We start from the raw sequence: 12042 nt of genomic DNA on the forward strand, positions 1-12042 counted from the left end.
CGGCCCGGTCACTTGCCCGCTGTCCCGCTCACTTGACCGCGCCCGCCATCACGCCGGACACGAACTGCCGCTGGAACGCGAAGAACACGGCCAGCGGGATCACCATCGAGATGAAGGCGCCCGGCGCCAGCACATCGATGTTGTTGCCGAACTGGCGTACCTGCGTCTGCAGGGCGACCGTGATCGGCTGTGTGCCGGACTTGGTGAACACCAGCGCCACCAGCATGTCGTTCCACACCCACAGGAACTGGAAGATGGCGAGGCTCGCGATCGCGGGGCCGCCGAGCGGCAGCACCACCCGGGCGAACAGGCGCAGTTCGCCGGCCCCGTCGAGCCGGGCCGCCTCCAGCAGCTCCCGGGGGATCTCCGCGAAGAAGTTCCGCAGCAGGAACACCGCGAAGGGCAGGCCGAAGCCGGTGTGGAAGAGGACCACTCCGAAGATCGTGCCGAACAGCCCAAGTTTTCCGAACAGTTCGGCGATCGGGATGAGCGCCACCTGCACCGGCACCACCAGCAGACCGACCACGGCGAGGAACCACCAGTCGCGGCCCGGGAACTCCATCCACGCGAACGCGTAGCCCGCGAGCGCGCCGACCACGACCACCAGGACCGTCGCCGGGACCGTGATCAGCACGGTGTTCACCAGGGAGCCGGTGATGTCGCCGTTCTCCAGCAGCTTCTGGTAGCTGTCGAAGGTGAGTTGGGAGGGCTTGGTGAAGACGGTCCACCAGCCGCTGCCGCTCATGTCCTCCGGCGAGCGCAGCGACGACAGCAGCAGCCCGATCGTCGGCACCAGCCAGAACAGGCCCACCACGATCAGGAACGCCCGGACCGCGCCGCCGCTGACGGCGTCCGCCAGCCGCGACCCCAGCGACTCCTTCGCCCGCACCCCCGCCGGCGCGGCGGCCGCCGCGGAGCGGCCCTCGGCCTCGGCCGTCATCGCCGCACCTCCCGCCTCAACCTGCGCATGTTGAACAGCATCACCGGGATCACCAGCAGCAGCAGGAACACCGCGATGGCGCTGGCGATGCCCGGCCGGCCCTCCGAGAAGCCCTTGCGGTACAGCTCCAGCGCCAGCACGTTGGCGTCGTCCTGGGAGGAGCCCGGGGCGATGATGAAGACCAGGTCGAAGACCTTCAGCACGTTGATCATCAGCGTGACGGCGACGACCGCGAGCACCGGCGCCAGCAGCGGCACCGTGACCCTGCGGAACACCTGCCACTCGTTGGCGCCGTCCACGCGGGCCGCCTCCAGCAGTTCCCGGGGCACGCCCGCGAGCCCGGCGGCGATCAGCACCATCGCGAAACCGGCCCACATCCACACGTACGACCCGATGATGGCCGGCGTGACCAGCGACGGGCCCAGCCAGTCCACCCCGTTGTACGGCTCCCTGAAGTTGGCCGCCGGGAGCCGCAGCCGGGCCCCGTCGGCCTTCGCGGGCAGGGTGAACGTGCCGTCGGCGGCGGCCTTCGCCGACGCCACCACCGTGCCGTCCCTGACCGCCTCGATCCGCATCCCGGCGTAGCCCAGCTCGGACGGGTCGACCGCGCCGAGCGTCCCGACCCCCTTGCCGCGCGTGAAGTCCTGCCAGGTGGTGCCGGTGATCTTCCCCGGTTCGGGGCGGGCCCGCGCGGCCTTCCGGGCGCTGTCGGGCATCTGGTCCGGCGCGACGCCGACGAGCGGCAGGGCGACCGACTGGCCCGTGTGCACCGGGCCGGTGGTGACGAAGCCGCCCCCCTCGGGCGTGAGCGGGGACTTCCGGCCGGGGTGGGCCTTCGGGAACGCCGAGGACTGGGCGAAGGTGTCGTGGACGCCGACCCACACCGCGTTCGCCACGCCCTTGTCGGGGTCCTGGTCGTACACCAGCCGGAAGATGATCCCGGCCGCCAGCATCGAGATCGCCATCGGCATGAAGACGACCAGCTTGAACGCCGTGCCCCAGCGCACGCGTTCGGTGAGCACCGCGAAGATCAAGCCGAGCGCGGTGGAGACGGCCGGCGCGAACACCACCCAGATGACGTTGTTCTTCAGCGCGGTGCGGATGCCGTCGTCGGTGAACAGGGCCTTGTAGTTGTCGAACCCGGCGAAGCCGCCGCCGGAGGAGTCGTAGAAGCTGCGGACGATCGAGTACCCGATCGGGTAGACCACGAGCGCGCCGAGCAGCACCAGGGCGGGCAGCAGGAAGAGCACCGCCACGGTCCTGCGGGTGCCGGTCACGCTCTTGCGCCGCCGGGGGGCGGAGGGCGTCGCCGGTGTCTCGGCGACGCCCTCCGCCGCTGCCGACGTCATCGCCGGACCGTCCCGCGTCCGTCGTGGAGCCGGGTCATCGCGGGATCAGCTCCCGCTCCCATAGGCGGCCGCGGCGTCCTTCTCCAGCTTCGCCTGGGTGCCCGCGACGTCCTTAGGGTTCTTCAGGAAGTCCTGGAGGTCCTTCCACTCGCCCTTGCCGGGCGTGCCGCCGAAGGCCTGCGGGGCCTGGTCGGACATGTCGAAGCGGAAGGAGTCGCCCGACGCGATCAGCGCCTTGGCGATCCTCTGCTGCACCGCGTTCGGGTACGCCGAGTCCGGCACGTTCTTGTTCGGGGAGAGGTAGCCGCCGAGCTTCGCCTGGATCATCGCGGCGTCCGGCGAGGCGAGGAAGGTGACCAGCGCCTGCGCCGCCTTGGAGTCCTTCAGGACCACGGCCGCGTCGCCGCCGGAGACCACCGGCGCGGTGCCGCCCACGGCCGGGAACGGGAACACCTTCGCGCCCGTGCCCACCTTCGCCTTGGTCTCACCGATGTTGACCTGCACGAAGTCGCCCTCGTAGACCATGCCGGCCTTCGGCTGGTCGCCGCCGGTGAAGGTCTGGGTGACGGAGGCGGGGAACTCGGTCTGCAGCGCGCCGTCCGGGCCGCCCGCGAGATAGTCCTTCCTGCCCCAGATCTGCGCCAGCGTGGTCAGCGCGTCCTTCACGGACGGGTCCGTCCACTTGATCTTGTGCTGGGCGAGCTGGTCGTACTTCTCCGGGCCCGCCTGGGAGAGGTAGACGTTCTCGAACCAGTCGGTGAGCGTCCAGCCGTCGGCGCCGCCCACCGAGAACGGGGTGACACCGGAGTCGTAGACCTTCTGCGCGGTGGACAGCAGGTCCTTCCAGGTCTTGGGCTCCTGGGCGCCCGCGTTCTCGAAGACCTGCGCGTTGTACCAGATCAGCGACTTGTTCGCGGCCTTGTAGTAGACGCCGTACTGCTTGCCGCCCACCGTGCCGATGTCCTGCCAGCCCCGCGAGTAGTTCTTGGCGAGCTGGGCCCGCGCCTCGGCGCCGAGGGGCTTGGCCCACTTCTTGTCGACGGCCTGCTTGATCGCTCCGGGCTGCGGGAGCAGCGCGACGTCCGGCGGCTGGCCGCCCGCGATCTTCGAGCCGAGGAAGTTGATGATCGGGTCCTGGGCGGGGACGAAGGTGACCTTGGCGCCCGTGCGCTTCTCGAACTCCGCGAGGACCTTCTTGAAGTTGGCCTGTTCGGCGCCGGTCCAGACGGCGGCGACCTCCAGGGTCGTGCCGTTCAGCTTCGGGAGGGTGACGGTGGCGCCGGTCTCCGTGCCCTTGCTGCTCCCGTCGCCGTCGCTCTTCTTGTCGCCGCTTCCGCCGCACGCGGCCAGCGAGAACGCCAGCGCTCCCGCCGCGACGGCCGACGCTGTTCTGGCGGCCCTGTGTGTCCGGATGGTGCTGCTCGTGCTGCGCATCACTGCCCCGTTCTTCGTCCTCGTCGAACGTCCGAGCGCTGTCCCGTGCGATCTGGTCTACGCCCGGGCTCCCGACGTCTGCAAGAGCGCCCACACTGTCAAGTGGACGATCGTGACCACGTCGTGACGGTACGTTCGGTCCCCGGCCGGAGCGGAGAGCGGCGCACGGAGCCGAGGCGGGAAGCGGGGACGGGAACGGGAACAGGGACGGGAAACGGGCGGGGGAGCAAGGGGCGGGGGTCAGAGCAGGGAGGGCACCTCCGCCGCCGACACCTCCCGTGCCGCCCGCTCCAGGGCACTGGCCAGCAGGGCCAGGTCCGTGGGCCCATTGCCCAGCTCCCGGACGGAGCGGCGGGCGGGCGGGTCGCCCATCCGGTGCCACTCCAGGGCCACCACCGTGGGGCGCTGGGTCGCCGTCCGCGGGATACGGCCCGTGACCCGGCCGCCCTGGAACGGCGTCATCCGCCCGTCCTCCGCGGTCAGCCGGCCGCGTCCGGGCGCCGGTTCCTCCGGGCCCGTGGCCGGGGCGTCCAGCGTGACGCGCAGCGTGGCCCGGCGCGCCGGTTCCGACTCCGCCGTACGGCCGTCCGGCGCGGCCGCCGCCACCAGGTGCACGCCGAGCCGCTCGCCCTCCCGGGCCACCGCCTCCAGCGCGCGTACGACGGAACCGGCCGCCGGCCGGCCCGGCGAGCCGAGCGCGGGGGAGACCAGGGCGTCCAGGTCGTCGACGACCACGACCAGCCGGGGCAGCGGCGGGGCGGCCTCGGTCCGCGCGGCGGCGGCCGAGGGGCGCAGCCGCAGCGTCGCGCTGGGCGGGCTGTCCAGGTCGGCGGCCCCCGGTCCGGCGTGCGCGCCACGGCCCGGCGCCGTGCGCTGGGCGACGATACGGCCGGACACCGCGCGAGCGGTGTGCCACTCGACGAAGTCGGCCCGCCCGAGCAACTCGGCCCGCCGCTTCAGCTCGGCACTCAGCGACTGGGCGAACTCCCGCATCCGGACCGGGTCGTTGGCGGTGAGATGGGTGGTGACGTGCGGCACGTCCGTACAGACCCGCAGGCCGTCGCCCGCGCCGGTGCCGTCCCGCCCGTCGACCAGGACGATGCCGAGGCGGTCGGGGCGCTCGGCCGCGGCGAGCGAGGCGACGACGGACCGCAGCAGCTCCGTACGGCCGCTGCCCGCCGGGCCCTCGATCAGCAGATGCGGGCCGCCGGCCACGAGGTCCGCGCAGACCGGTCCGCGCGGACCGGCCCCGAGTACGGCCCGGGCCCGCCCGCCGAGGGCGGCGCCGTCGTCGGCCGCGTCCGCCCAGCGGGCCAGCAGCGACGCGGGGGTGGCCCGGGCCAGGCCCAGCTCGTCCAGCAGCCGCGCCGACAGCGGCAGCGGCGCCGACACCCGCGCCGGCCGGTCCCCTGTGGTCCCGTCCGTCCGCAGCGGGGCCAGGGCCCGCGCGAACCGCTCGGCCCAGGCGACGGACACGGCGTCGACGACGGCGACGGTGCCGGGGGGTATGGGGGTGGGGGTTATGGAGGTGTGGGCGGGCGTCGCGTTGGGGGTGGGGTGCGGGTGCCGCCCAGGGGCTGGTGGTGTCGCGGTGGCCGGTGTGGTTTCCGTGGTCGCGCGGGGGTGGCCGGTGGGGGTGGAGGCGGCGCTGTTGGCGGTTGCGGCGGGGTGGCCGGTGGGACCGCCGAAGGCCGGGTGGTCCGCCCCGGTCCCGGGAGGCACGGGGGCGTGCGCCGCGACGCGCATCAGCCGCAGTGCCGTCGCCACGTCACCGCTGAGCAGTGCCACCGCCCCGCACGCGCGGAACACCGGGGACAGCGCGCACGCGGCGTCGTACGTCTCCGTCACCGGGGACGCCGGTGAGGCGGGTGGCGTCTCGGCGAGGCACATGAGGTGGATGCCGGCCCGCGGTCCTTCCTGGGCCAGCCGCGCCAGCGCCTCCCGCGCGGCGGCCTCTCCGGGATCGCCGTCCACGACGACCACGGTGTACGGCCCCGCGAAGCCCTGCTCGTCCGCCGCGTCGTCGGTTCGGGCCCAGGAGGGACGGCGCACGGCGCCTCGGGCGCCGCCGTCGGCCGGACCGGCCCACGCGGCGAGGGGTGCGCGCCGGCCGGCCGTCCCCGGGGCCGTGCCCGGAGCGGCCGGTGCCGGGTCCGCGACGGGGCCCCGGGTGTCCGACAGGTGGTCCTCCAGCCGGCGGAGGAGTTCGCCCGTGCGGGCCTCGGCCTGCTCGTCGTCGTAGGCGAGGAGGAGCCGGCAGTCCTGGCCGTGGCCGGGCCGCACATGGGGGAGCCAGCCGAGCCAGGACCATTCGGCGGTGCGCTCCTCCAGGGGGCGGGCGCGGTCCGTGCTGAGCAGGACGATCTCGAGCGTGTCGGGGGAGTGCAGCGTGGCGAGCTGGGCCAGCACCGCGCGAGCGAGGCCGGAGAGACGGGCGCGCGGTCCGGCCAGGCCCAGCGCCCCCACCTCGCGCAGACCGGCGGTCACCGGGACCGCGGGCAGCAGCCCCGAGCCGTCGAGGGCCGCCCGGTCGGTGGTGCCGAGCCGCACGGTGAGCGCCTCGGGGTGCCCCGGCCCGCGCTCCCACAGGCGCCGGCCCGGCCCCAGCGCGGTCAGCAGCAGCGCGGCGGGGTCCGGCCAGGTCTCGGGCAGCTGCGGTCCGGTGGGGGCGGGGGAGGCGCTGTACGCCGTCACCTCGGGCGCCGGTCCGGCGTCGTACGCCCCGGCCTGGTCCGGCGTCTGCTCCCCGCGTCCCCCGGCCAGCCGCCGCGCCCACGCGCCGAGTCCGCTGCGCCTGCGCACGCCCTGCGGCACGTCGGTGCCCCTCAGCGGGGTCCCCTTGCGCCCGCTCGAACCGGCCCCGCCGTCCGTCCGTCCGTCGGGGGCGGCCGCACCGCCGTACCCGTGGATCTCGGAGGAGCCGTAGGTGTCGTGAGTGATGCCGGAGGGCGCGGGTGTCCCCCGAGACCCAGGAGCTCCCAAAGCCCCGCCGGCCGCAGCGGTGGCCCCGGCCCCGTGAGATCCATGGGGCCCGGGGTCTCCGGAGCGGGCGGATCCTGCTGCTCCTGCGGGTCCTGCGGGTCCTGCGGGTCCTGCGGGTCCTGCGGTTCCGCCGGTGGAGCCGGTCGCTCCGGATGTGAAGGGAGCCCCGTGTCCGGCCGCGCCCAGGGGACCGCCGTGCGTGTCCCCGGGGTCGGCCGGCCCGGCGCCTCGGGCGTCCGTGCCCCGCGCGCGGCCCTGGTCCTCCATCCGCGGCGCGTGGCTCTGCGCCGGGAACACTGGAGGTTCGCCGGGCCCGTGCTCCTGCGCGCCCGGGGCGGCGTCCCCCGAAGCGCCCCAGCCCGCCGAGCCGTACGCGAGCCGCTGCCGCCCCTCAGCACCGGTCGCCGGGGGACCCGCCGGACCCGTACCGCTGCCCGCTCCCGGGCCGCCGTCGGCACCAGGGCGGCCGTCCGCGCCCCACCGGCCGCCGGTGGCCTGCCCGCCGGTGCGCCCGCCGTGCGTGTCCCACCCGCCGCCGGTGCCATGCCCGCGGTCGGCGCTCGTGGCGCCGCCCGAGCCTCGCCCGTCGCCTGTGCCGCGTCCGCGGTCCGTGTTCCACTCCCCGCCGGTGCCGCGCCCACCGTCCGCGCCAGGACTGCCGTCCGCGCCCCATCGGCCGCCGGTGGCACGCGCGCCGTGCGTGCCCCGCCCACCGTCCGCTCCAAGGCCGCCCGTCGGAGCCGACGTCCCGCCCGTCGTCGCGGCGGGGGCGTCCGGTCCGTGTTCGCCGTCGGAGGGGACGCGCACGTGCCCCTCGCCGTCGGGTGCGGTCCGGGCCCGGGCTCCCGGGCCCGCTGCCGGCGTCAGCCGCAGGGCCGACTCGCCGATCCGCAGCAGGGAGCCCGGCGCGAACCGGACCGGGCGGGTGCCCACGGGCCTGCCGTCCAGCACCGTGCCGTTGGTGGAGCCGAGGTCGGCCACCGAGACACGGCCGTCGGAGCCGACCGTGACCGCGCAGTGCAGCCGCGAGACGTCGGGGTCGTCGAGCGGGACGTCGGCGTCGGCGGAGCGGCCGACGGTGATCTGGCCGCCGTGCAGCAGGTGCACCCCGCCCGCGTCCGGCCCGGCGACCACGTGCAGCTGGGTCGGGGCCTCGTCGAGCTCGGGATGCGGCTCGGGGTCGGCGGGGGCGCCCAGGGACAGCACCGCGCCGTCGAGCAGCGGGGGCTCGCCCAGCGTGCAGCGCTGGACGTCGAGCCGCTCCGCGCCGGCGTACAGCACGACCGGGCCCGCGCCCGGTTCGCGGCCGCGCTCGCCCGTACCCCGCTCCCGGCCGCGCTCGGACGCACCGCGCTCGCGGTCCCGCTCGGCGGCACCGCGCTGTCCGCGCTCGGACCCGGACCCGTCGCCGGCCACCGCGGCGGCGAGCGCCGACGCCACCGCGGCCAGGGCCGTGCCCGCGGGCGCCGTCACCAGCACGTCGCAGCTCGCGGCGCGGCCCGCCGCCGCGGAGGACGGGCCCAGCGGGTCTACGACGGTCAGCCGGATCTGCATCGCCGTCTGCGGTCCCTTCTGCGCGGGCGCCCGCGAGCCGGGGACGAAGCCCTGCCGCGATCCCCCACCACCGCGGACTTCCCCACCGCCGCACGAGCACGTCGGCCAGTAACTGGAGGCATCCTTGCACCTGGCACTGACACCGCGCCCGCCGCCCACCGTCAAGTGATCTTGATTGGTCGGCTCTGCCCGCAAAAGTGCCTGACCAGTGCCCCGCGAGTGTCCTCTTGGTACCCGCTTGAGATCGGTCACGTCCGCACCGGGCAACCAACCGACCCGAGTCGAGCGTCTTTCCGTCGAACATGTACGGCGTCCGGTGCGTACTCGCCCGAAGGGGCCGGTGCCGCGCGCACGGACCACCGGGCGCAGTAACACGACAGCCCGGCACCGAGGGTGGCGGCACTACAGTGGGTCGGAACACCCTGTCCCCCCTCTCGACTCCGTTCGAATGGGGGACCCCACCGGGCCGGACGCGGCGCGGGGACCAGGCAAGCAAGCAGCAGGGAGCGCGACGTGCGGCCGGTAGGCAGCAAGTACCTGCTCGAGGAGCCGCTCGGACGCGGCGCCACGGGCACCGTCTGGCGAGCCCGCCAGCGGGAGACCGCGGGCGCCGAGGCCGCCGTGCCCGGCCAGCCCGGCGAGACCGTCGCGATCAAGGTCCTGAAGGAGGAGCTGGCCAACGACGCGGACGTCGTGATGCGGTTCCTGCGGGAGCGTTCCGTGCTGCTCCGGCTGACCCACCCGAACATCGTCCGAGTCCGCGACCTGGTGGTCGAGGGCGATCTGCTGGCGCTGGTCATGGACCTCGTCGACGGCCCCGACCTGCACCGCTACCTGCGGGAGAACGGCCCGTTCTCGCCCGTGGCCGCCGCGCTGCTCACGGCCCAGATCGCCGACGCGCTGGCCGCGAGCCACGCCGACGGGGTAGTCCACCGCGACCTGAAGCCAGCGAACGTCCTGCTCCAGCAGGGTGGCGGCCAGATGCACCCGATGCTGACCGACTTCGGCATCGCGCGCCTCGCCGACTCGCCCGGTCTCACCCGCACCCACGAGTTCGTCGGCACGCCCGCCTACATCGCGCCCGAGTCCGCCGAGGGCCGCCCGCAGACCTCCGCCGTCGACATCTACGGCGCCGGCATCCTGCTGTACGAGCTGGTCACCGGCCGTCCCCCGTTCTCCGGCGGTTCGGCCCTCGAGGTCCTGCACCAGCACCTGAGCGCCGAGCCCCGCCGCCCGTCCACGGTCCCCGACCCGCTGTGGACGGTCATAGAGCGCTGCCTGCGCAAGAACCCGTCCGAGCGGCCCAGCGCCGAGAACCTCGCCCGCGGCCTGCGCGTCGTCGCCCAGGGTGTCGGGGTGCACGCGGGAGCCGCGCAGATCGCCGCCGCGGAGGGCGTCGGCGCGCTGCTGGCCCCCGACCCGGAGCCCGCCACCGTGCCGGGGGGCATGCCCGGCGCCGCCGACGCCACGCAGGTGCTCCAGCACGGCGCGGGGGCCTACGACCCCAACGCCGCGACCAGCGTCCTGCCGCACACCGGCGGCCCGCAGGGCGCGGCCGACCCCACCACCGTCCTGCCGAACCACGGCGCGGCCGACCCGACGCGCATGATGCCGCCGATGCCGCAGAACCAGCCCGGCGCCGGCCCGCAGGGACAGCCCGACCAGCCGCACCCCTGGCAGACCCAGTTGCGCGCCGCCCGCGACCGCAACGAGCAGACGCAGGTCCAGTACCTGGACCCGAACGAGGACCCGCTGCGCCGCCGCCCCCAGCGGCAGGTCGCCCGGCCGCAGCAGCAGCGGCCCCAGTCGGGCTACGGCCATCCGCAGCAGCAGCAGCAGCGGCCCCAGCCCCAGCAGTACGCCCCGCCGCAGCACCGCCAGCCGCAGCGGTACGCCCCGCCCCCGGCGCCGGAGCCCCGGCGTCCCGCGCGGGAGCCCAGGCAGCGCAGCGCCAACCCGATGAAGATCCCCGGCCTCGGCTGCCTGAAGGGGTGCCTGTTCACGATCGTCATCCTGTTCGTGGCGGGTTGGCTCATCTGGGAGCTGAGCCCGCTGCAGGACTGGATCGGGACCGGCAAGAGCTACTGGGGCGAGATCAGCCACCTGTTCGACAAGGTGACCGGCTGGGCCAAGGACCTGGGCGGGAGCACCTCGAAGGGCAACTGACGGCCGGGCGGACCGGGCGTACCGGCGGGCGGACCGGGCGGACCGGACGACCCTCCGGACGGGCGGACGGGTGGAGGGCACGCCGTGGTTCTCCACCGCGATCCTGGAGATTTATCGACATCCGACGGTCGATTTCCGTCTCCGCGGTGAAGGTTGGTTCGCCGGACGCGTAGCTTTGTCGGCAACACGCGTCTGTAGGAGCAGTCTTGGCACGGAAGATCGGCAGCCGGTACACCGCCCACCAGATCCTGGGACGGGGCAGCGCCGGCACGGTGTGGCTGGGCGAGGGGCCGGACGGGCCCGTGGCAATCAAGCTGCTGCGCGAGGATCTCGCCTCCGACCAGGAGCTCGTGGGCCGCTTCGTGCAGGAGCGGACGGCCCTGCTGGGCCTGGAGCACCCGCACGTGGTCTCCGTACGGGACCTGGTGGTCGACGGCAACGACCTGGCCCTGGTGATGGACCTCGTCCGCGGCACGGACCTGCGCACCCGCCTGGAGCGGGAGCGGCGGATGGCGCCCGAGGCGGCGGTGGCCGTCGTCGCGGACGTCGCCGACGGGCTGGCGGCCGCCCACGCGGCCGGGGTCGTCCACCGGGACGTCAAGCCGGAGAACGTGCTGCTGGACATGCAGGGCCCGCTCGGCCCGGGCGGGTCGCACCCGGCGCTGCTGACCGACTTCGGGGTGGCCAAGCTCATCGACTCGCCGAAGCGGACCCGCGCGACGAAGATCATCGGCACGCCGGACTATCTGGCGCCGGAGATCGTCGAGGGCCTGCCCCCGCGCGCCGCGGTCGACATCTACGCCCTGGCCACGGTCCTGTACGAGCTGCTCGCGGGCTTCACCCCGTTCGGCGGCGGGCACCCCGGCGCGGTGCTGCGGCGGCACGTCACGGAGACGGTGGCGCCGCTGCCCGGCATCCCGGACGAGCTGTGGCAGCTGCTCGTGCAGTGCCTGGCGAAGGCCCCCGCGTCCCGGCTGCGCGCCTCAGAGCTGGGGGTGCGGCTGCGGGAGCTGCTGCCGATGCTCGCGGGGATGCCGCCGCTGGACGTGGACGAGCCGGACACGGAGCCGGAGGGGGAGCCGCAGGAGGAGACGTCCGAGGAGGCCGTGGAACCGGCCGGCGAGCGGGCGCGGCGGCGGGGCGCGGTTCCGCTGGTCCCGGGGGCCAGGCCGGACTCCAACCGGGACACCCACACCTCGATGCGGGTGCCGGGCCCGGACGAGCTGGCCGGCGGCGCCCGCGGCACCGCCCGGGTTCCGCGCGCCACGGGCTCCCCGCGCCCCGGCTCGGCCCGGCACCGGGCGGTCGCGCGACGGCGCCGGATCACCCTCGGCGTGGCCGGGACCGTGCTGGCTGCGGCGGTCGGCGTCGGGGCATGGCTGGCCTCCTCGGACGACGACCCGGCCCCGCCACCCCAGGACAAGGGCCACTCGGCACCGGCATCCCCCTGACCCGCCCCCGTCGCCCCGCGCGGCGGGCGCAGCAGGGGCCGGAGAGGGCGTAGGGGAGCCAGAAACCGGCAGGGGTCGGAGAGTCCGTAGGGGACAGAACCGGCAGGGGGCGGAGAGGCCGGAGGGGGAGAACCGGCGGGGACCGGAGCGCCGCTGGGGGCCAGGG

7 protein-coding genes are annotated in these 12042 nt (G+C 75.1%); 3 read left to right on the plus strand and 4 right to left on the minus strand.

Annotation, left to right across the window (positions count from 1 at the left end):
* Window positions 1-28 precede the first annotated feature (28 nt).
* From ACIQ9G_RS00165 to ACIQ9G_RS00175, 3 genes are all read right to left on the minus strand, one after another.
* Window positions 29-940 carry a carbohydrate ABC transporter permease gene (locus ACIQ9G_RS00165; RefSeq protein ID WP_403603957.1) on the minus strand — a complete coding sequence of 304 codons (912 nt, stop codon included), beginning with the start codon at window positions 938-940 and terminating at the stop codon, window positions 29-31.
* Window positions 937-2217: a carbohydrate ABC transporter permease gene (locus ACIQ9G_RS00170; protein ID WP_403606671.1), complete on the minus strand. Its 1281-nt coding sequence runs from the start codon at window positions 2215-2217 to the stop codon at window positions 937-939. The genes ACIQ9G_RS00165 and ACIQ9G_RS00170 overlap by 4 nt, the downstream gene beginning before the upstream one ends.
* Before the next feature lie 117 nt (window positions 2218-2334).
* Window positions 2335-3723, minus strand: a complete 1389-nt coding sequence (locus ACIQ9G_RS00175; protein ID WP_403603960.1) for an ABC transporter substrate-binding protein — start codon at window positions 3721-3723, stop codon at window positions 2335-2337.
* On the opposite strand from ACIQ9G_RS00175, the gene ACIQ9G_RS00180 reads away from it, so the two are divergent.
* Window positions 3713-3850 carry a hypothetical protein gene (locus ACIQ9G_RS00180; RefSeq protein WP_403603963.1) on the plus strand — a complete coding sequence of 46 codons (138 nt, stop codon included), beginning with the start codon at window positions 3713-3715 and terminating at the stop codon, window positions 3848-3850. The two genes, ACIQ9G_RS00175 and ACIQ9G_RS00180, sit on opposite strands and share 11 nt — an antisense overlap.
* A gap of 113 nt (window positions 3851-3963) precedes the next feature.
* Here ACIQ9G_RS00180 and ACIQ9G_RS00185 read toward each other — a convergent pair whose 3' ends face one another.
* A complete protein-coding gene (locus tag ACIQ9G_RS00185) occupies window positions 3964-8259 on the minus strand; it encodes an FtsK/SpoIIIE domain-containing protein (RefSeq protein WP_403603966.1) in 4296 nt (1431 codons plus the stop codon).
* A gap of 513 nt (window positions 8260-8772) precedes the next feature.
* On the opposite strand from ACIQ9G_RS00185, the gene ACIQ9G_RS00190 reads away from it, so the two are divergent.
* Window positions 8773-10425 (plus strand): protein kinase, encoded by a 1653-nt coding sequence (locus ACIQ9G_RS00190; protein ID WP_403603969.1) that lies wholly within the window; start codon window positions 8773-8775, stop codon window positions 10423-10425.
* A gap of 206 nt (window positions 10426-10631) precedes the next feature.
* Entirely contained in the window at window positions 10632-11876 is a 1245-nt protein-coding gene (locus tag ACIQ9G_RS00195; protein ID WP_403603972.1) for a serine/threonine-protein kinase, read from the plus strand.
* Window positions 11877-12042: the final 166 nt, after the last annotated feature.

The sequence above is a fragment of the Streptomyces sp. NPDC096152 genome, from assembly GCF_044763235.1.
Taxonomy (GTDB): Bacteria; Actinomycetota; Actinomycetes; order Streptomycetales; family Streptomycetaceae; genus Streptomyces.

Bases quoted from the DNA above. Each gene is read 5' to 3' on its own strand.
- ACIQ9G_RS00165 (WP_403603957.1), bottom strand. From the start codon at position 940: ATGACGGCCGAGGCCGAGGGCCGCTCCGCGGCGGCCGCCGCGCCGGCG.
- ACIQ9G_RS00175 (WP_403603960.1), bottom strand. From the start codon at position 3,723: ATGCGCAGCACGAGCAGCACCATCCGGACACACAGGGCCGCCAGAACA.
- ACIQ9G_RS00185 (WP_403603966.1), bottom strand. From the start codon at position 8,259: ATGCAGATCCGGCTGACCGTCGTAGACCCGCTGGGCCCGTCCTCCGCG.